Source organism: uncultured Capnocytophaga sp., from assembly GCF_937936315.1.
Taxonomy (GTDB): domain Bacteria; phylum Bacteroidota; class Bacteroidia; order Flavobacteriales; family Flavobacteriaceae; genus Capnocytophaga.
On sequence record NZ_CALGWU010000060.1, the window covers coordinates 54,102 to 74,229 of the forward strand.

The 20,128-nt window shown below is 38.5% G+C and carries 15 protein-coding genes and 1 tRNA gene; 10 read left to right on the forward strand and 6 right to left on the reverse strand.

Annotated features, from left to right (window positions below):
* Positions 1–26 precede the first annotated feature (26 nt).
* Genes Q0162_RS12390 through Q0162_RS12400 form a run of 3 tightly spaced genes read left to right on the forward strand, consistent with a single transcriptional unit; the run spans position 27 to position 5,917 of the window.
* Positions 27–947 (forward strand): dihydrodipicolinate synthase family protein, encoded by a 921-nt coding sequence (locus tag Q0162_RS12390; RefSeq protein WP_095897866.1) that lies wholly within the window; start codon positions 27–29, stop codon positions 945–947.
* 44 nt (positions 948–991) lie between these two features.
* Positions 992–4,330 carry a TonB-dependent receptor gene (locus tag Q0162_RS12395; RefSeq protein WP_297892259.1) on the forward strand — a complete coding sequence of 1,113 codons (3,339 nt, stop codon included), beginning with the start codon at positions 992–994 and terminating at the stop codon, positions 4,328–4,330.
* A gap of 12 nt (positions 4,331–4,342) precedes the next feature.
* Positions 4,343–5,917 carry a RagB/SusD family nutrient uptake outer membrane protein gene (locus tag Q0162_RS12400; RefSeq protein WP_297892261.1) on the forward strand — a complete coding sequence of 525 codons (1,575 nt, stop codon included), beginning with the start codon at positions 4,343–4,345 and terminating at the stop codon, positions 5,915–5,917.
* A gap of 135 nt (positions 5,918–6,052) precedes the next feature.
* Here the strand turns inward: Q0162_RS12400 and Q0162_RS12405 are convergent, their stop codons facing one another.
* The 4 genes from Q0162_RS12405 to mutL all read right to left on the reverse strand — a co-directional run bounded on the left by Q0162_RS12405 (position 6,053) and on the right by mutL (position 11,296).
* Entirely contained in the window at positions 6,053–7,759 is a 1,707-nt protein-coding gene (locus tag Q0162_RS12405; protein ID WP_297892263.1) for a phospho-sugar mutase, read from the reverse strand.
* A 196-nt stretch (positions 7,760–7,955) separates the two neighbouring features.
* On the reverse strand, positions 7,956–8,660 hold the full coding sequence (locus Q0162_RS12410; protein WP_297892266.1) for a carboxypeptidase-like regulatory domain-containing protein: 705 nt from the start codon (positions 8,658–8,660) through the stop codon (positions 7,956–7,958).
* A 20-nt stretch (positions 8,661–8,680) separates the two neighbouring features.
* A complete protein-coding gene (locus tag Q0162_RS12415; RefSeq protein WP_095900897.1) occupies positions 8,681–9,442 on the reverse strand; it encodes a rhomboid family intramembrane serine protease in 762 nt (253 codons plus the stop codon).
* Positions 9,443–9,457: 15 nt separating this feature from the next.
* A complete protein-coding gene (gene mutL, locus Q0162_RS12420) occupies positions 9,458–11,296 on the reverse strand; it encodes a DNA mismatch repair endonuclease MutL (protein ID WP_297892270.1) in 1,839 nt (612 codons plus the stop codon).
* 144 nt (positions 11,297–11,440) lie between these two features.
* Here mutL and Q0162_RS12425 point away from each other — a divergent pair, with 144 nt between their 5' ends.
* From Q0162_RS12425 to Q0162_RS12440, 4 genes are read left to right on the forward strand one after another with little or no spacing between them, the layout of a single operon-like run.
* The gene (locus Q0162_RS12425; protein ID WP_297892272.1) at positions 11,441–12,919 is read left to right on the forward strand and encodes a S41 family peptidase; all 1,479 of its coding nucleotides are present in this window, start codon (positions 11,441–11,443) and stop codon (positions 12,917–12,919) included.
* A complete protein-coding gene (locus Q0162_RS12430) occupies positions 12,916–13,956 on the forward strand; it encodes a ferredoxin--NADP reductase (protein ID WP_297892275.1) in 1,041 nt (346 codons plus the stop codon). The genes Q0162_RS12425 and Q0162_RS12430 overlap by 4 nt, the downstream gene beginning before the upstream one ends.
* 11 nt (positions 13,957–13,967) lie before the next feature.
* Positions 13,968–14,426, forward strand: a complete 459-nt coding sequence (gene smpB, locus Q0162_RS12435; RefSeq protein ID WP_297892278.1) for an SsrA-binding protein SmpB — start codon at positions 13,968–13,970, stop codon at positions 14,424–14,426.
* A gap of 23 nt (positions 14,427–14,449) precedes the next feature.
* Positions 14,450–14,932 carry a hypothetical protein gene (locus tag Q0162_RS12440; RefSeq protein WP_002682125.1) on the forward strand — a complete coding sequence of 161 codons (483 nt, stop codon included), beginning with the start codon at positions 14,450–14,452 and terminating at the stop codon, positions 14,930–14,932.
* A gap of 93 nt (positions 14,933–15,025) precedes the next feature.
* Here the strand turns inward: Q0162_RS12440 and lysA are convergent, their stop codons facing one another.
* Positions 15,026–16,222 (reverse strand): diaminopimelate decarboxylase, encoded by a 1,197-nt coding sequence (gene lysA / locus Q0162_RS12445; protein ID WP_297892281.1) that lies wholly within the window; start codon positions 16,220–16,222, stop codon positions 15,026–15,028.
* 192 nt (positions 16,223–16,414) lie between these two features.
* On the opposite strand from lysA, the gene Q0162_RS12450 reads away from it, so the two are divergent.
* The 3 genes from Q0162_RS12450 (at position 16,415) to Q0162_RS12460 (ending at position 19,850) form a co-directional block, all read left to right on the forward strand.
* Positions 16,415–16,552, forward strand: coding sequence for a hypothetical protein (locus Q0162_RS12450; RefSeq protein ID WP_297892284.1), 138 nt, complete (start codon positions 16,415–16,417; stop codon positions 16,550–16,552).
* A 158-nt stretch (positions 16,553–16,710) separates the two neighbouring features.
* The gene (locus Q0162_RS12455) at positions 16,711–17,931 is read left to right on the forward strand and encodes an aminotransferase class V-fold PLP-dependent enzyme (protein WP_297892287.1); all 1,221 of its coding nucleotides are present in this window, start codon (positions 16,711–16,713) and stop codon (positions 17,929–17,931) included.
* 71 nt (positions 17,932–18,002) lie between these two features.
* Positions 18,003–19,850, forward strand: coding sequence for a DNA topoisomerase IV subunit B (locus tag Q0162_RS12460; RefSeq protein ID WP_095897854.1), 1,848 nt, complete (start codon positions 18,003–18,005; stop codon positions 19,848–19,850).
* A 130-nt stretch (positions 19,851–19,980) separates the two neighbouring features.
* On the opposite strand, the gene Q0162_RS12465 is transcribed toward Q0162_RS12460, so the two are convergent.
* Positions 19,981–20,064, reverse strand: a tRNA-Leu gene (locus Q0162_RS12465).
* Positions 20,065–20,128 lie beyond the last annotated feature (64 nt).

The window sequence follows — 20,128 nt, forward strand, 5'->3', positions numbered from 1 at the left end:
TCAGCAAATTAACAAATTTATAATATATGACATTTGAAAAAATCAATGGGCTAATAGTAGCGCCCTTTACACCTTTCGACAAGAAAGGTGAGGTAAATTTAGAACCTATCGATCAGTATGCTAAACTCTTGCAAAGAAATGGATTGATAGGAGTATTTATCAACGGTTCATCAGGCGAAGGCTATATGATGACAGTTGAAGAACGTATGAAAATAGCCGAGAAATGGGTATCAGTAGCTCCTAAAGACTTCAAAGTGATTGTACACTGCGGGGCTACCTGCATCAAAGATAGCTATAAAATGGCACAACACGCCCAAGAAATTGGAGCTTTTGGTATTGGAGCTATGGCTTCACCTTTCCCTAAAGCGGGTAGGGTAGAGGAATTAGTGAAATACTGCGAAGAGATAGCTTGCGGAGCGCCTAATTTGCCTTTCTATTTCTATCATATTCCGGTACTCAACGGAGTGTATTTGCCCATGTTACCTTTCCTTAAAGCAGCCGATGGTCGTATTCCTAACTTAGCGGGTATCAAATATACTTACGAACCGCTTTATGAGTACAACCAATGTATGCTCTACAATAACGGCAAATACGATATGCTCTACGGCTTAGACGAGACAATTCTCAATGCGCTTGTAATGGGAGGCGCTCGTGGTGGTATTAGTGGTACTGGTAGCTATATAGGCAAAGTCTTAGTCGGTATTATAGACGAATACCACAAAGGAAATATCGCTAAAGCTGCTGAACTGCAAAATTATGCCCAAGACGTGATAAATGTAATCGCCAAATACCGCGGTAATATAGTATGTGGCAAACGCATAATGAAGCTGCTTGGCTTAGACTTAGGTATCAACCGTACACCTTTCCAAAACATCACCGATGAAGAAGAAGCAATCATAAAAAAAGAATTAGAAAGCATCGACTTCTTTAATAAATGCAATAAATAATTCTACTTAAATTGTAACTAATTGGAAATTAAATATACTTAATTATGAGGCAAAAATTTTTATTTTGTTCATTCTTCTTAATCTTGTTCACCTCTATAGGTTGGGCACAACAAGAAAGAAAAATTACCGGTACAGTAACTGCTGATGGCGCACCGCTGTCATTTGCATCGGTAATAGTAAAGGGTACTACTCGTGGCACTCAAACTGATGAAAAAGGTAGTTATTCCATCAATGTTAAAGATGGTGAAACGCTTGAATTCAGTTTTATGGGGTATACTACTGTAATGCGTAAGGTTTCAGGAGCACGCCCTATCAATGTGACTTTAACTGAAGAAGCTAACCAGTTAGATGAAGTTGTTGTAATGGCTTATGGTACTACTCAAAAGAAAGCTAAAGTTACTAACTCGGTAGCTACCGTAAAGGCTGAAGCTCTTTCTACAGGTTCTTTTGCTAACCCAGCACAAGCACTTTCTGGAGCTGTAGCTGGACTTAGAGTATCACAAACTTCTGGTAGTCCTGGAGCTGCACCTACCTTAGTACTTCGTGGAGGTACTAACCTTAATGGATCTGGATCACCTCTCATCATTATCGATGGACAAATCAGAGGAGGATTAAATGATATCAACCCTGATGATATTGAATCAATGGACATCTTGAAAGATGCTGGTGCTACAGCTATTTATGGTGCAAGAGCAAGTAATGGGGTTGTATTAGTTACTACCAAAAAAGGTAAAGCTGGAACTTCTTCCCTTAATGTAAAGTTGAAACACAGCTTCGCCTATATGAACAATCAAGTTGACTTTCTTAGCGCTCGCGATTACCTTTATTGGCAACGTAATGCTATACGTAATAGCGCAAGAGTATGGCAAAATAGTTCTGGCGCTTGGAAAGGATTTACTAGTGAAGCTACCCTAAACGGAGCTCAACCTTATGGTACTGGTAACAAACATTTTGTAAGTATGACCGATGATACTGTGCTAAACCCTAACGAAAATGCTAATGCTTATTGGTCTACTATGTTCTCTGAAAGCCTTTCGCCTTCTCAAAAACAAAAACTTCTTTCAGAAGGATGGCAAACAATGACCGACCCAATCACTGGAAAAGAGCTTATTTTCTACGCTTTTGATTTCCAAAAGGCTGCCTTCCGCCCATTCGCACTTACTAAAGACTATTCTGTATCAATGACAGGTGGTAACGATAAAGGTAGATATTATGCAGGTTTAGGATATTATCACCAAGAAGGACTACCTATTATGAGCTGGTATAAACGCCTTACTGGTACTTTGAACGCCGAATATAAATTAAAACCTTGGCTTACCTCTACTAGTAACTTCTCAATTGCTTATGCTACTTGGTATAAAAATGCTAATGCAATAGGTGATGAGGCTTATTTCGGACGTATGCTCTCTGCCCCTCCTACCCAAAAAGAAAAAGTTAATGGACAAATAGTTATGGGTCGCGGCGGTGGTGATGGTAACCCTCGTTTCTACGAAGGCGTATATCTTCGCGATAACAATACTAACAAAATTAACTTTGGTCAAAGCTTAAGAGCTGATTTATATAAAGGGCTCTCACTAACTGTCAGCGGGCAGTTAATGTTTGATGAAGAATTTTATGAAGGTTTTAATAAAGACCACCAACTCTCACCAGGTAAAACCGCTAATAACTGGAGCAGAAGTAGAAGTACTTCAGCTAGCTTTGATAGAACCATCCGACAAACTTATAACAGTATCTTGAACTATAAGTTTGATATAAACGCTCATCACTTTGATGCTATGGCTGGTTATGAGTATTACGATAGCTATACTCGTGGCCTTAGCGCTTCTGGTTCCGAAGCTCCTACTGATGAATTCCAAGACTTGTCCTTAACTTCTAACAAAGAAGGTAAACGTAGTATAGATTCTTACCACTATAATAATAGAATCAAATCATACTTTGGTAGATTGAACTATGACTATGCCGATAAATATCTATTCTCTTTTACAATTCGCCGTGATGGATACTCTCGATTGATTAATAATCGTTGGGGTAACTTCCCAGCAGCTTCTTTGGGATGGATTATCACTCGTGAAGACTTTATTCCTGATAATGTAAAAGAAATTCTTTCATTTGCAAAACTAAGAACCAGTTTCGGTTTGAATGGTAATGTACCTAGTGATTTTATTGGTGATTATACCTTACAAGGCTCTTATGGTACCAATAAATACAATGGAGCAATAGGTTATGCTATCGGTACTTTCCCTAATAAAGGACTCCGTTGGGAAAAAACTCGTACCTTTGAAGTCGGCTTAGATCTAGGCTTTATCAACAACCGTATCAATACAAATTTTACTGTGTATGACCGTTTAACTAGTGATAAAATTCAATCAATGACCCTCCCTCACTCATCTGGAGCTTCTGCTATTAATACTAATAATGGATCTTTCAGAAATAGAGGGGTAGAAATTGAAACTAATTTCCAAATTATTAGAAAACCAGATTTGAGATGGGATTTAGCCATTAATGCCGCTTACAACAAAAATACAGTAATTAAACTACCTAATAACGGACTCCCTAACAACCGACAAGATGCTTTCGAAGTATATGATGGCACAACAGGTAATAAAAAATGGGTGGGTGGTTACCAAGAAGGTCAAGAACCTGGAGATATATATGCTCACGAAGCTTTGGGTATATACAAAAACGAAGAACAAGTACGTCAGTTAGCTAATAACTTAATAGACGAAACAGGTTCTAAAAAATTGTATGGACCAGCTGCTTGGGCTGCCCTAACTGATTCTCAAAAAGAAAAAGGTTTACCTATTCAGCCTGGTGATGTGATCTGGAAAGACGTTAATGGAGATGGAAAAATAGATAAATACGACTTAGTGAAAGCCGGAAATATATTCCCTAAATGGACTGGTGGTATTAATACGACTGTAAGCTATAAAAATTTACGCCTTTCTGCTCGTATGGATTATGCCCTTAACTTCAAACAACGTATCTCAATAGGAAACTCATTGCCTTGGTACTTAGGTAATATGCAAGGAACTTTCAACACCGTTGAACAAGTAAAAGATACTTGGACTCCTGAAAATACAAACGCTAAATATCCTAAATACTATTGGGCTGACCAGCTCGGTAAAAATAATTACCACCGTAGTTCAACAATGTTCATTTATGAAGGTAGTTACTTAGCCTTCCGTGAAGTAGCTCTTAGCTATAATTTTGAAAAAGATATAGTAGGAAAAATGGGTCTCAATAACTTAGAACTTTCTTTGATAGGCCAAAACTTGGGTTACCTCACTAAAGCCGAAACTTACTCTCCTGAAGCATTAGGACAATCAAGCTCTGGCTATCCATTACCAAGAACTATTATCTTAGGATTGAATCTAACCTTTTAAAAAATGCAACGTATGAAAGTTTTTAAATATATAACAATTGCTGCAGGTTTATTACTTACAACTTCTTGTAATGATTTAGACCTCTCCCCTTTAGACTATAACGGTAGTGGAAACTTTTGGAAAAATGAAGCACAAGTAGTAGGTGCTATCGAAGGCGTTCATAACCAATTTAGAAGCAATAGCTTCAACTATTGGTTGTTAGGAGAAGCTCGAGGAGGTACTATGGTACCTGGTGGTACTTCTTCTTTAGAACAAAATATACAGTACTCAGATATAAAAATACAGAACTTTACTGCTGAAAAACCTAATAATAGCTCTTGGTTCGACTTTTACGGAAAAATTTTTAATATCAATAATGCTATTAAAAATATAGAAGAAGCTGACTATCTAAGCGCGGCTAACAAAAGCTACTATTTAGGACAAATGTACGGACTCCGTGCTTGGTACTATTTCTGGCTTTACAGAACATACGGTGGTGTTCCTATCAAAACAGGTACTGAAATATTAGATAAAACCCCTACCAGTGGTAAAGAACTATTTACCGCACGTAGTACTCCAAAAGCTACTTTAGACTTTATCAAATCTGATATTAATAAATCAGAAAGTCACTTTACAGACTCAAATAAAGTGAATAACTTTGATAGAGTACATTGGTCATATTATGCAACCTTGATGCTAAAAGCAGAAATCTATCTTTGGTCTGCTAAAGTAACAACAGGTGATCAAGCTCCTGAATCTACTGATTTAGCAACTGCTAAAGCCGCTCTAGATAGGGTAGCTACTTCAGGTAAATTTAGCCTTATGCCTAACTATGCTGATGTCTTTGCTCACAATAAAAAGCAAAACAACGAGATTATATTTGCTATGGCTAATTTAGAAAATGAATCAGGTACTCCGTTTAGCTCATTTATGTATTACCCACCTAACTTTAACAACAAGTTCGATGAAAATGGGGTTGCTTTTGATAATAATGACCCTCTAAAAATACAAGGAGGTTTCTTGTTTAACGAGTATAAATTTGAGCTATTCCAAGCTTTTGATGCTACCGATACACGTAGAGAAAAAACATTCCTATCATTCTACGGAAACGCAGCTAAAACACAAGGAAGAGGTATTGCTCTTATCAAGTACATAGGATTTATCAACTCTGCCAATACACGCGTATTTGCTGATGATATGCCTGTATACCGCTATGCCGATGTGTTGCTAATGTATGCTGAGATAGCTAATAAGGAAGGAAATGATCCGTCTACCTATATCAATCAAGTTAGACAAAGAGCTTACGGTTCTAATTATTCACCAGCAGTAGCTTATACTAATGGAACTTTTGCAGACAATGAGTTAGCTATTCTAAAAGAACGCGATAAAGAATTCGTAGCAGAGTCAAAACGTTGGTTTGATGTTCGTCGTTTGCAAGATGCTTCAGGAAAACCTCTTGCATTCTCAAGAGCAGCAAGCTATGGTCAAGTGGCTGGTGTTGTAGAACCTATATTAAATGAAGCTACAGAAGCACATAAACTACTTTGGCCTATTAATGTCGATATTATGAGTAGAGATGAAACAGTTACTCAAACACCAGGTTATTAATCTTATAAACTAAAGATTTTAGCTTTATTGAAATGAAAACAGAGCTTTTTAATTAAAAAGCTCTGTTTTCTGTTTTTTATCAAACAAAGTGCCCCAGCTAATAAGCATAGAGGCACTTTGTATACATATGGAAACTTATTGTAGCTTCAACTCTTCTACAATCTTTTGGATTTTTTCGTCTAAAACCTTTTGGGTTTCTTCAAAAGTATCAACACTGCTTAAAGGAGTGTTTACACTAAAATAGAATTTAATTTTGGGTTCTGTACCACTAGGACGTGCTGCTACACGAGTTCCTTTATCAGTATGGTAGATAAGCACATTCGATTTAGGAACATCTATATTTTCTACCTTGTTAGTAAGTGGATGAAACGCTTTAGATGATTGGTAATCGCAAATTAGGGTTACTTTTTCACCGTTAATTTCTTTCAACGGATTTTCTCGCAAGTCAATCATCATTTGGGCAATTTCTTCTGAGCCTGAAATACCTTTTTTTACTAAGGAGATGAGGTATTCTTTATAGAAACCATATTTAGTATAAGCGTGTAGTAATTCTTTGTAGAAAGAACTGCCTTTAGCTTTAGCGAATGCTGCAATCTCACAAGCTAATAGGGTAGCGGTTACAGCATCTTTATCGCGTACAAAATCGCTTATCATATAGCCAAAACTTTCTTCACCACCACCTATGAAAGTGAGCTCAGGGAAGTCTTTAATCATTTTGGCAATCCATTTGAAGCCAGTGAGTCCTTCTTTGTATTCCACTTTGTAGGCATCGGCGATGGCTTTTACCATAGGAGTTGAAACAATAGTAGAAGCGACAAACTCATTGCCTTTAAAACCTTTTTTGCTTTGTTGTTCCAAGAGGAACTCAGTCATCATTACCATTGTTTGGTTACCGTTGAGCAGTACCATTTTGCCGTGAAGGTCGCGAACAGCTATACCTATACGGTCGCAATCGGGGTCGGTACCTATTACGATATCCGCACCTATTTCATCGGCTTTTTTGAGTGCCATAGTAAGTGCTTCAGGCTCTTCGGGGTTAGGTGATTTTACAGTAGGGAAGTTGCCATCGGGTACGGCTTGTTCTTCTACGATATGTACATTGGTAAATCCTGCGCGTTTGAGTACATCGGGTACCATTGTAATAGAGGTGCCGTGTAAAGAAGTAAATACAATTTTTAGCTTGTCTTTCTCAGGAGCATTGAAGTCACCGTGTTTGATAGATGCTTCGGCAAAAGCATTGTCAAGCTCTTTGTCGATATAGTGAATAAGACTCTCATCAGCATTGAATTTGATGTCTTTGAAGTCAATAGCTTCAATAGTTTTCATAATATCGCCATCTTCAGGCGGTACAGTTTGTCCACCATCTTGCCAATATACTTTATAGCCATTGTATTCTGGGGGGTTGTGAGAGGCGGTAAGCACGATACCTGCTTGGCATCCTAAATAACGTACAATGAAGGATAATTCAGGAGTAGGACGAAGGTCGGAGAAGAGGAATACTTTAATGCCATTAGCAGCAAATACATCAGCTACTACTTTGGCAAATTTCTTAGAGTTGTTACGGCAGTCGTGAGCGATAGCTACTTTTATTTCTTGGTTAGGGAAACATTTTTTGAGGTAGTTGCTCAATCCTTGGGTATTTTTCCCCAAAGTGTATTTGTTGATACGGTTAGTACCTATACCCATAATACCTCGCATACCTCCAGTACCAAACTCTAAGTTCTTGTGAAAGGCTTCGTTGAGTTCATCGGGATTTCCATCGATGAGGGCTTGAACCTTACTGCGGGTTTCTGCATCAAAAGTGTCAGAAAGCCACGCTTTTGCTGTTTCAATACTTTTCATAAAATTAAATTATAGAGGCTGACTTCTATTTATATATTTTATCAGCGTTGTTTTTTCGTTAGCAAAGGTACGAATATTTTTTTTATTAGCAAATCTGTTAATTAGCAAATTTACTAATTTTGAGAATTTTTCAATTCATTTCACCATTCGTATAGCATAAATTCTAATTCCTTCTTCTCTTCCCGTTGTTCAGTAATCAATTAGTTGCTTGTGCAGTTTGCACTTCATTCCACGCTTCTAAAAGCATAAACTCCATTGGTTTGTTGTCTTTTTTGCGTACAAGCTCGTGAAACTCGGGGCGTTCCATTACAAAATAAGCTAAAATATCTATTTCTTCTTCGTTTAGTTTGAGTTCTTTTTGTAGAAAAGGACTCATATTTTCGCGAATGTATTGTGCTACTGCTAAATTCTTTTCGTTGGCAACTATTTTTTTGATAATCTTTTTTTGTCCTGACAAAGTATTTAGAATCGAGACAATACCCAATCCCTTGCTAGCATATAGTCGTTTTTCAGCAAAAGTACGCTCTTGAGGGGTATGTTGCAAGATACCTAAGTCTTGAGCTGATAGTTTGCGATATTGTGAGACTTGTACTTCATCTAGTTGGTTTACAGCTACATTCATTACTATGTTAAGCCCTCCAAAGCCAAAATCGGTTTTGGTAAGTACGCGGTATACAGTTTCCATTCCCACAAAAGTAAATTGCAAAGTATGCCGTTCACGCGCTTTAAGGGTAAAATAGCCGTTGGCATCGGTAGTGGTGATGGCGTGAGTATAGAGGTTTAGCACGTGTACCCCCGATAGCGGAATGGTGTCGTGCATCACCCTGCCCCGCACTTCTGTTTGTGCCCATATATTGGTGCCGTACCAACACAACACAAATATGAATATAAATCGCTTCATCGCTTGTTATCTATTACTTGTTACCTGAATCTGTCCCACCTATTCTTATCAAAGCTGTGTTTTTTCCAATACAGCATAATAAGAAAGCCAATGAGAGCGCCTCCCACGTGAGCAAAGTGAGCGATATTACCACCAAAGAGAGAAAAACCTGTAAAACCTGAGAAGAGGTCTAAGGCTACAATGATAGGAATAAAATAGCGCGCAGCGATAGGGTAAGGCACGAAGAATAACATCAGTTTAGCATCGGGGAAGAACATAGCAAAAGCTACCAATATACCATAAATAGCCCCTGAAGCACCTACAGTAGGGGAAGCTATAGCAGCTGCCATATTATCAAAAGTACTCTTATTGATAATTGTTTCCCACATAGGTAAATATTTTCTGTCAGAAAGAGCGCTGATTACCTCTTCAGTTGATACACCTACATTTTGAAGAGCTTCCAATCCTTGATGTACATAGTAATAATTAACCATAGTGTGTAGCAAAGCTGCTCCTACACCACAAGAGAAATAGAAGAAGAGAAACTTATTCCGCCCCCAGATATTTTCTAAAGGAGTCCCAAAAGCCCACAGAGCATACATATTGAAAAAGAGATGGGTAAACCCTCCGTGCATAAACATATAACTCACATATTGCCACCACCCAAAATGAGTATTCTCGAAATAATGAAGTGCCAACAATTGTGTAAGGTCTATATTCGGGATAAGATGCAGTTCTGTAATGAGTAACAACACTGCATTGATAATAATCAGATGTAATACTGTTTTTGATATTCTTTCCATATTTAAATTAGCAAATTAGTTAATTAAGTTATCAATTTCATTTGTTGATAAACTGTAGTAAATTCGCTTTCCAAAAGGCGAAATTAACACTTCTTGGCAACTAAACAAATTATTTATCAAAGTTTCTTGTTCTTCTTCACTGAGCACTTGCCCTGTTTTTACCGCTAAACTTTTGCATAAGGCTTTAGCAAATGCTTCTTTTTGAGTGTTTTCGGTAGTAGGGAGTGCCTCTATATGCTGTTGCAATAGTTCGTGGAAAATATTAGGTGTCTCACTATCAGTAAGGTGTAAGGGGATGCCACTTACTACTACCTTGTCGCTCTCTATAGTGAACATAAATCCACTGCTCTCAAAAAGATCGCGCAATTGGGCAATCACTTCTAATTCGTGAGGTGCAAAAGGCAGTTCGTAAGGGAACATCAGCTGCTGTACTGCTGTGTGTGAAGATTGTAGATTTTTCATAAAATCTTCAAACAAGATGCGTTGGTGTGCCCTATTACAGTTGATGATGATAAGTTCCCCACCTAAAGTAGTAACTAAGTATTTTTTGGCTAATGCAATAATTTTCTTACCCTGGTTTTTAGTAGGTTCGGCTTCAAAGAGAGAGCTTACTATAGTTTCTGAAGCCGATGTATCTATCGCCGATTCAATTCCCGTGTACAAGCTTTCCCACGAGGCTGTTTTTTTAGGGTAATTACCAAAATTGGAGCTACTTCTGCTACTGCTCCAGCTTTCGTACTCTTCTTTAAACGGATTGAAATTAGGGTCTACTTGTATTCTGGGTAATTCAGGGGTTTTATCCTTGTAGTTATATGGAATATCAAAAATAGGGTCTTTGCTAAAATCAAGGGTAGGGGCAATGTTAAACTGACCTAAACTGTGTTTCACTGCCGATTTTAACAAAGCGTAAATGCTGTGTTCCTCTTCAAACTTTATTTCGGTTTTTGTAGGGTGGATATTGATGTCTATCGTTGCAGGATCTACCTCCAGAGAGATGAAATACTCTGGTTTTTGGTCGGCGTGGATAAGCCCCTCATAAGCGGCTGTAATAGCGTGGTTGAGGTATTGATTTTTCACAAATCGGTGGTTCACCATCAAGAATTGCAAGTTTTTAGTCTTTGCTAAATATTCAGGTTTTACAATAAACCCACTGATTTGCACTAAAGGGGTATCTTCGGCTATGATTGGCACTAATTTTTCATTGGTTTTTCCTCCAAACAGATGCACAATGCGCTGGCGGAAATTGGTAGCAGGCAGGTTGAAGAGTTCATTACCATTGTTGTACAAATAGAAGTGAATGGAGGGGTGAGCCAAGGCAACGCGGTGAAACTCATCGAGTATATGGCGAAATTCTACCGTATCCGATTTTAGAAAGTTGCGACGTGCTGGAATGTTAAAAAAGAGGTTTTTCATCGCAATACTCGTACCCGTAGGACATACACAAGGCTCTTGGCGTGTGATTTTACTTCCTTCGATATGTATCTCGGTACCCAACTCGTCCTCAGGGCGTTTAGTTTGCATCTCCACGTGTGCAATAGCTACTATAGAAGCAAGAGCTTCCCCACGGAATCCTTTGGTTTGCAAGTGAAAAAGGTCTTCAGCTTTTTGTATTTTAGAGGTTGCGTGACGCTCGAAAGCCATACGCGCATCGGTAGTACTCATTCCTATACCGTTGTCTATCACCTGCACAAGCGTTTTACCTGCATCTTTAATGAGCAGTTTTATTTCGGTAGCGCGAGCATCTATAGCATTCTCCATCAGCTCTTTCACTGCCGATGCTGGACGCTGAATCACTTCTCCTGCTGCTATTTGGTTGGCTACGTGGTCGGGTAATAAACGGATAATATCACTCATTCAATTAACAATTTCAATTAACAATTTATATTGTAAGAAAACAATTAAATATATTACTTCTTACCTTTTATCTGTTAACTCTTATCTATTAAAATTTTTGCAAATATAAAAAAAGTATTACTTTTGTAGAAAATTATTTTAAAAATGAAGCGATTTTTTTTATATATAATCATCACAATCAGTGTATTATCTTGTGTGAAAGACCCAGTAGAGAATACAAATTCCTCTCTTTTAGGCACTTCTAACTATACGGGTAACGATATAGATTTGCGCGTACGTGATTTTATTTGGAAAGGCTTGAATGCTTATTATTTGTGGCAAACCGATGTGCAAAATTTGCAAGACAATCGTTTTGGTTCTCTACCTGATACCAAAGCCGATAAAAACAAAAGTTACACCCAGTTTTTGAAGAGCTTTAGTGATCCTAAGGATTTGTTCTATAATGGCTTACTCAATAATTATAAACGAATAGACCGCTTTAGCTATATCACTGATAATTACATTGATCTTGAAAACCAATTCAAGGGGATTACGGCTGGTTGGGGAATGAATTATTCTTTTGGTTTGGTTAAAAAATTAGGTATCTATTTGGCGTATGTGCGCTATGTAGTGCCTAATTCTGAAGCAGAACGAAAAGGTTTGCAACGTGGAGATGTGATATTGAGTATCAATAATCAACAACTCACCCGTACTAATTTCCAACAGCTGTTGCAAAAAACGCCTATCATATCTTTTGCTACTTATAGATTTGTGAATGATAAATTTGAACCTACAGGAAAAAACTATACTCTGCGACAAGAACAAACTCCCGAAAACCCTGTACTCATTCATAAAGTTTTCAACAAAGGAGGTAAAAAGATAGCCTATTTGATGTATAATGCCTTTGTAGCTGATTTTGATGAGGCTCTCAACAACGCTTTTGCCGACTTCAAAGCGCAAGGTGTTACCGACCTTATTCTCGATTTGCGCTACAACGGTGGAGGAAGTGTGAGTACAGCTACCTATTTAGCCTCAATGATTACTGGTCAGTTTGCAGGGCAGGTATTTGCCGTTGAACGCTGGAATAGCAAAGTGCAGCCCTATCGAGGAAATTCTCGTGAATATTTCACCGATAACATAGTGAAAGATAGTAGAAAAATAGCAATTAACAGCTTGCGAATGAGCAAGGTGTATATCATAACTTCCGAAAATACTGCTTCAGCTAGTGAGTTGGTAATCAATGGGCTAAAACCTTATATCCAAGTAGTGCAGGTAGGAGCTACTACTATAGGTAAAAATCAGGGCTCAGTTACTATTTACGATTATATTGATGCGCAAGGAAAAGTGAAAAACCCTAAACACAAATGGGCAATGCAACCTTTGGTGATGAAAATAGAAAATGCTAAAGGTGTAGGCGATTATGTAAATGGTTTGTCTCCTGATATTTTTATAGAAGAAATAGGTAGTAATTTAGGAGTATTAGGTGATGAAAGTGAGCCGCTTTTAGCTCGTACCCTACAAGAAATCACAGGGGTTAATGCTTCAGGTAGAGCGCCTCTATCAACTGATAAAACATCTTTTTCCTTTGAAACGCTCAGCACCTCAACTTCAGGCTACTTTGGCTTAAACGAAATGTATAAATGAATAAATTCCACGAACTAACAATATCTAAAATCACACACCTCACTACTTCATCGGTAATGATTACCTTTGAAGTCCCCGAACTATTAAAAAAAGTATTTAGCTTTGAGGCTGGTGAATACCTTACCCTACAACAAACTATCAACGGACAAAAAGTGCGCCGTGCTTATTCCATTTGCTCAGGAGTGAATGAAGGTGAATTGAGCGTGGCAGTGAAACGCGTACCTAATGGTTTATTTTCAACTTATGCCACTACTCAGCTCAAAGCAGGTGATGTATTGGAAGTGATGCCTCCTATGGGCTCGTTTGTCTTCTTCTACGATATTTTTGGTAACCGTGATATTATGCTTTTTTCGGCAGGAAGTGGAGTAACTCCTATGATGAGTATTGCCAAAACTGCTTTAGCAAAAACCAATATCAAGGTGGTATTTGTCTATGGTAATAAATCTAAAGAAGAAACCTTATTTTTTGATGAAATTGAAGCTTTAAGAACGCAATACCCCGACCGTTTTTTAGTGCATTACGCTTTTAGTCAAGAACCTTGGGGCGACCACTATACAGGGCGCATCAACGATAGAATTGTAAATGAACTTTTCACTAAGTACAAACACTTCAATTGGGGGCGTTACTACACTTGTGGACCTACAGAACTCGTAAAAAACCTTCGCGAAATGCTTCTGTTAAGAGGAATTGATAAAGATCGCATTTTCACCGAACTCTTTGAGGCTTCCCCCGCCGATGTAGATTATTCCACTCTGCAAGGTAATGTGAGTATTACACTTCAGCTCAATGGTAATCACCACACTTTCGAGAGCGCTCGCAACCAAACACTCCTCAGCTCTGCACTCTTGCGCGGTTATGATGCTCCTTATTCTTGCCTCAATGGCGTGTGTAGCAGCTGTATCGGTAGGGTAGAGGAAGGGGAAGCCAAAATGGCAAAAAATGAAGTGCTCAACGATGAACAAGTATCGCAAGGCTATATCCTCACTTGTCAGGCTTATGCGATGACCGATAAAATAAAAGTGAGAATTCCAGGATAAAATTTCTATGTATGAAAATTCAGAAAACAGTACAGATACTCAATAAACGCGCTAAGTTTGAATACGAAATTCTCGACAAATATACAGCGGGAATTGTGCTTCTGGGTACCGAAATAAAGTCAATAAGGTTAGGGAAAGCCTCTATAGCCGAGAGCTTTTGTGAGTTCAACGACAAAGGTGAACTCTTTGTAATCAACTCTACTATTGAAGCCTATGATTTTGGTACACACTACAACCACCGTCCTAAAACAGAACGCAAATTACTCTTACAGAAAAAAGAGTTGCGCAAACTCAATAAAGAAGTGAAAAACAGCGGACTTACCATTGTGCCACTCAAACTCTTTATCAATGATAAAGGTTTAGCAAAAATGGATATTGCCTTAGTACGAGGTAAAAAACTGTACGACAAACGCGAAACTATCAAAGACCGCGACAACAAGCGCAATTTAGACCGATTAATGAAACACTAACCCAACACCTGAAACCTAAAAAAATGTATAAAGAATTTAAACAACTCCCCGATGATGCCCGTGTGTGGATATACCAATGTAACCGCAGTTTTACGGAAGATGAACAAGCGCAATTGCGCACTCAGTTAGAAGATTTTATAAGCCATTGGATGGTACACGGCAAGGAATTGCTTTCCTCCTTTGAATTGCGTTACAATCGCTTTATTGTGATAGGAGCCTCTCCTGATGCTCACGGCGTAGGAGGCTGCTCTCTTGATGTTTTAGCGCGTTTCATTCAGGATTTAGAAGCCCAGTATAATGTTACTTTGCTTGACCGTATGAATGTGAGTTACCGACAAGGGGAACATATTGCGTATAAAAACCTCGCTGATTTCAAGAAGATGGTAAAAGATAAAGCTGTATCGGCTCAAACTATAGTATTCAACAATTTGGTAAATACCAAAATAGAATACGAAGAAAATTGGGAAGTGCCTTTAGAAGATAGCTGGCACAACCGCTTTTTATAATTAGCAAATTTGCTAATTTATTAATTTGCCAATGAAGTAGAACGCAAAAGTGCTCTATTCATTGGCAAATTAACTTATTGTCTCATCGACAAATCAATATATTTGGTTTCTTACTAAATCTTCAAAAGTCTCTGCTTTTCTGATAAGTTTTGCCTCACCATTTTGCCACAACACTTCAGCAGGACGCAAACGCGAATTGTAGTTGCTTGCCATTGTATAGCAATATGCCCCTGCATTGTGGAAACAAAGAATGTCACCCTCAGTAATTTCAGCTATTTGTCGGTTAGAAGCAAAAGTATCTGTCTCGCAAATATAGCCTACTACCGAGTAGAAACGTTTTTTACCTTCAGGATTAGAAAGGTTTTCAATATAGTGAGTAGCCCCGTAGAACATAGGTCGGATAAGGTGATTAAAACCCGAATCAATACCCGCAAACACAGTGGAAGTAGTTTGTTTCACCACATTCACTTTCACTAAAAAGCGCCCTGCCTCACTTACTAAAAATTTACCAGGTTCAAAAGCCAAAGTAAGGTTGCGCCCGTACTCTTTACAGAATTCAGCAAATCGTGTACTTAGGCGTTCGCCTAATTCCTCTATATTCGTTTGTATATCCCCCTCTTTATAAGGCACTTTAAAACCACTTCCAAAATCTATAAATTGCAAGTCCTTAAAGTTTTTTGCTGTTTCAAAGAGTATTTCGGCAGCATAAAGGAATACATCTATGTCTAAAATATCGCTACCCGTGTGCATATGGATACCGTTGATGTGCATTTTCGTATTCTCTACAATGCGCAATATATGAGGAATTTGGTGAATACTAATCCCAAATTTACTATCGATATGTCCCACCGAAATATTGCTGTTACCCCCTGCCATTACGTGTGGGTTGATGCGAATGCACACTGGTACTTCAGGGTGTTGCGTTCCAAACTGTTCCAAGAATGAAAGATTATCTATATTCAGCTGAACGCCCAAACGCATTGCCTCTTCAATCTCATTCATCGATACCCCATTAGGAGTAAAGATAATTTGTTCAGGGGCAAAACCTGCTAATAAACCTAATTGTACCTCTTGGATAGAAACGGTATCAAGTCCAGCACCTAAGCTCTTCATCAGTTTTAAGACAGCAATATTAGAAAGCGCCTTCATTGCATAGTTGATGCGCAATTTAGGTACTGAGGCAAAAGCATTGGTAAGACGTTGGTATTGACTGCTAATTTTTTCAGCATCATATACATACACAGGATTTCCGTAGGTATGTGCTATATTTAGTAAGTCTTCTGTTTTCATTTTTTATTTTTTAAATTAAGACCGCAAAGGTAGTAATAATTTGGCAATTAGCCAATTTGTCGATTAGTAAATCACTCATAATTAGCTATTGTTTGTTAGTTATTTTTTGGGGTTACTAAATCAAAAATAAAATTATAAGAGTCGTTTTTTCAATTTTTTGCTTTATATTTGCACAATGAAAAATAAATCTCAATGTCTCATAGTTATAAAAAAGCCATTTTTAAAGATAGTGGAATAGGTAGAAAAGCCTATCATCGCATTGTAAGGCGACACAATGGTACAATTCTAAAATCTAAAAACAAAGATAAAGCACAATATTCTTTTAGATAACACTGAAATAGAGATTGAGCTAAAAGATGCTAAGACTATTGTAAATAGCTATAACTATTGTGATTGGAAAACTAATTGGGAACAAAACACTAAATTGAAAAAACTTCTTTCTCGAGAACAATTAAACAAGTGGAGAAGAAAATAAATCTCACAAAAAAATGAAAACCATCTCTGAAATACGCGCAGATTTTCCTATACTCAACCGCACAATCCACAATCGCCCGCTCATCTATTTTGATAACGGTGCGACCTCTCAAACACCTACCTCTGTGATTGAGGCAATAGTGCATTACTATACATACCAAAACGCAAATATCCACCGTGGGGTACACACTCTTAGTCAAGAGGCTACCGATGCTTATGAGCAGGCACGACAAAAACTACAACGCCATTTTAATGCTCATAAATCTTCCGAAATTATTTTTACAGCAGGTACAACTCACGGCATCAACTTGGTTGCCAATGGCTATGCTGCTCTTATGAAAGAGAGTGATGAGGTGATTATTTCAGCCTCAGAACACCATAGCAATATAGTGCCTTGGCAGTTGGCTTGTGAGCGAAGTGGGGCTACCCTAAAAGTAATCCCAATGAATGAGCAGGGTATTTGGGATATGCAAGTCTATAGCGAACTGCTCAATGAACGCACACGAGTGGTATGTGTACAACACGTATCAAATGCGTTGGGCAATATACATCCTATTGCCGAAATTATAGCCCAAGCACACCGTGTAGGGGCTGTTGTATTGGTAGATGGAGCGCAAGCAGCTCCGCACCTCCAACCCGATGTGCAAGCCCTTGACGTAGATTTCTATGCTGTATCGGCTCATAAAATGTATGGACCTACGGGCGTAGGTGTACTCTATGGCAAAGAAGAATTGTTGTTGCAATTGCCTCCTTATCAGGGAGGAGGGGAGATGATTAAACAAGTGCAATTTGAAAAGAGCACTTATGCTGATTTGCCTTATAAATTTGAAGCGGGTACGCCTAATATTTGTGGCGGTATTGCCTTTGGTGCTGCTATTGATTACATACATTCCTTAGGTATAGAGGCTATAGCGGATCACGAACATCAATTGTTAGCTTATGCCATTGAAAAACTGCAAACTATAGAGGGGATTATCCTCTATGGCAACCCCGATTTAACTCAACGTACAGCTGTTATATCTTTCAACTTGCAGGGGGTACACTCTTACGATGTAGGGGTGATTCTCGACCAATTAGGGATAGCAGTGCGCACCGGTCACCATTGTGCGCAACCTATTATGGATTTTTATCAAATCCCAGGTACAGTGCGAGCGAGTTTTGCTGTATACAACACTTTTGAAGAGATAGATACTTTCGTGGAGGCTGTAAAAAAAGCTCAGAGGATGCTCAGCTAATTTATGAATCGACTAATTGACTAATTGACAAATTATTACTACCTTTGCCCCCTCAAACATCTAAAATCATTATGGAAGAAGTAAGATATGACGAGGATAGCATTCGCTCTCTCGACCCCTTAGAACACGTGCGTTTACGCCCTGGTATGTACATCGGAAAGCTGGGAGATGGCTCTTCAGCTGATGATGGTATCTATGTACTCCTCAAAGAAGTAATAGATAATAGCATCGACGAGTTTATAATGGGTGCGGGTAAGACTATCGACGTGAAAATCAACGATAATAAAGTGGAAGTACGTGATTATGGTCGTGGTATCCCCTTAGGAAAAGTCGTAGATGTAGTTTCTAAAATGAATACGGGGGGTAAATACGACTCTCGCGCATTTAAGAAATCTATTGGACTCAATGGGGTGGGTACTAAAGCAGTGAATGCTCTTTCAGCTTACTTCAAGGTAGAATCGGTGCGTGATAATCAATCAAAATCAGCATCTTTTGAAAGAGGTATTTTAAAAGAAGAATCTCCTATAGAAGAAACTACCAAAAGACGCGGAACAGGAATCGTTTTCATTCCTGATGATACCATCTTCAAAAACTTTAAATTTCGCAATGAGTATGTGGTGCGTATGCTCAAAAACTACGTATACCTCAATCCAGGACTCACAATCAACTACAATGGCGAAAAGTTCTATTCTGAAAATGGACTTCGTGACCTTTTAGCTGAAAATAACAACGAAGAAGATTTTCTATACCCTATCATTCACCTCAAAGGTGAGGATATAGAGGTAGCTATTTCGCATAGCAAAACCCAGTACAGTGAAGAGTACTACTCATTTGTAAACGGACAAAATACTACACAAGGAGGTACGCACCTCAACGCTTTCAAAGAGGCTTATGTGAAAACCATTCGCGATTTCTATAAAAAGAATTTCGACCCTTCGGATGTGCGTAAATCTATCATCGCCGGACTTTCTATCAAAGTAATGGAACCTGTGTTTGAGAGCCAGACAAAAACCAAATTAGGTTCTACCGAAATGGGCGAAGGAATGCCTACAGTGCGCACTTATATCAATGATTTCATAAGCCGAAATTTAGATGATTTCTTGCATAAAAACAATGAAATTGCCGATGCTATCTTGCGCAAAATTATGCAAGCGCAACGGGAACGCGAAGAATTGGCAGGCATTCGCAAATTAGCCAAAGATAGAGCTAAAAAGGCAAACTTGCACAATCGTAAACTCCGCGATTGCCGTGTTCACCTTACTGATACCAAAGATGAACGCGCTCTTCAAAGTACTTTGTTCATCACCGAAGGGGATTCAGCATCGGGGTCTATTACCAAGTCGCGTGATGTAACTACCCAAGCTGTTTTTTCATTGCGTGGTAAACCGCTTAATACTTACGGAATGACCAAGAAAATAGTGTATGAAAATGAGGAATTCAACCTTTTGCAAGCGGCTCTAAACATCGAAGATTCTATGGACGACCTCCGTTATAACAATATTGTAGTCGCCACCGATGCCGATGTAGATGGTATGCACATCCGCTTGCTACTCATCACTTTCTTTTTGCAATTCTTCCCCGAAATCATCAAAGAGGGACACCTATATATATTGCAGACACCTTTATTCCGTGTGCGCAATAAGCAACAGAAGATATACTGCTATAGCGAAGAAGAAAAACAAGCCGCTATAGAAAAACTCAAAGGGAAACCCGAAATTACGCGATTTAAAGGGTTAGGTGAAATTTCTCCTGATGAGTTTAAAGATTTCATAGGTGAAGATATCCGTTTAGACCCAGTGATGATGGATAAATCTATCCATACTGAGCAGCTTTTAGAGTTCTATATGGGTAAAAACACTCCTGATCGCCAAGAGTTTATTATCAATAACCTAAAAGTAGAAATAGATAATTTCGAGTAAGATATATCATACACTTTGTTAAAGCCCAAAGGCTTTAACAAAGTAAAATATTACAAATTAAAACAACAAAAAAGAGACTATTCAAAATTTTGAATAGTCTCTTTTTTTATATAAATCCTTATCCCCAAAGTGCCTACGACTGGATTCGAACCAGCACGCCCTAACGAGCACCACCCCCTCAAGATGGCAAGTCTACCAATTTCTCCACGTAGGCTAATATATTTGTGACCTGGCTGGGGCTCGAACCCAGGACCCCAACATTAAAAGTGTTGTGCTCT

What these genes read in the sequence shown, in the direction of transcription:
- Q0162_RS12390 (WP_095897866.1), top strand. Translation starts at nt 27, where the DNA reads ATGACATTTGAAAAAATCAATGGGCTAATAGTAGCGCCCTTTACACCT.
- Q0162_RS12395 (WP_297892259.1), top strand. Translation starts at nt 992, where the DNA reads ATGAGGCAAAAATTTTTATTTTGTTCATTCTTCTTAATCTTGTTCACC.
- Q0162_RS12400 (WP_297892261.1), top strand. Translation starts at nt 4,343, where the DNA reads ATGAAAGTTTTTAAATATATAACAATTGCTGCAGGTTTATTACTTACA.
- Q0162_RS12405 (WP_297892263.1), bottom strand. Translation starts at nt 7,759, where the DNA reads ATGAAAAGTATTGAAACAGCAAAAGCGTGGCTTTCTGACACTTTTGAT.
- Q0162_RS12410 (WP_297892266.1), bottom strand. Translation starts at nt 8,660, where the DNA reads ATGAAGCGATTTATATTCATATTTGTGTTGTGTTGGTACGGCACCAAT.
- Q0162_RS12415 (WP_095900897.1), bottom strand. Translation starts at nt 9,442, where the DNA reads ATGGAAAGAATATCAAAAACAGTATTACATCTGATTATTATCAATGCA.
- mutL (WP_297892270.1), bottom strand. Translation starts at nt 11,296, where the DNA reads ATGAGTGATATTATCCGTTTATTACCCGACCACGTAGCCAACCAAATA.
- Q0162_RS12425 (WP_297892272.1), top strand. Translation starts at nt 11,441, where the DNA reads ATGAAGCGATTTTTTTTATATATAATCATCACAATCAGTGTATTATCT.
- Q0162_RS12430 (WP_297892275.1), top strand. Translation starts at nt 12,916, where the DNA reads ATGAATAAATTCCACGAACTAACAATATCTAAAATCACACACCTCACT.
- smpB (WP_297892278.1), top strand. Translation starts at nt 13,968, where the DNA reads ATGAAAATTCAGAAAACAGTACAGATACTCAATAAACGCGCTAAGTTT.
- Q0162_RS12440 (WP_002682125.1), top strand. Translation starts at nt 14,450, where the DNA reads ATGTATAAAGAATTTAAACAACTCCCCGATGATGCCCGTGTGTGGATA.
- lysA (WP_297892281.1), bottom strand. Translation starts at nt 16,222, where the DNA reads ATGAAAACAGAAGACTTACTAAATATAGCACATACCTACGGAAATCCT.
- Q0162_RS12450 (WP_297892284.1), top strand. Translation starts at nt 16,415, where the DNA reads ATGTCTCATAGTTATAAAAAAGCCATTTTTAAAGATAGTGGAATAGGT.
- Q0162_RS12455 (WP_297892287.1), top strand. Translation starts at nt 16,711, where the DNA reads ATGAAAACCATCTCTGAAATACGCGCAGATTTTCCTATACTCAACCGC.
- Q0162_RS12460 (WP_095897854.1), top strand. Translation starts at nt 18,003, where the DNA reads ATGGAAGAAGTAAGATATGACGAGGATAGCATTCGCTCTCTCGACCCC.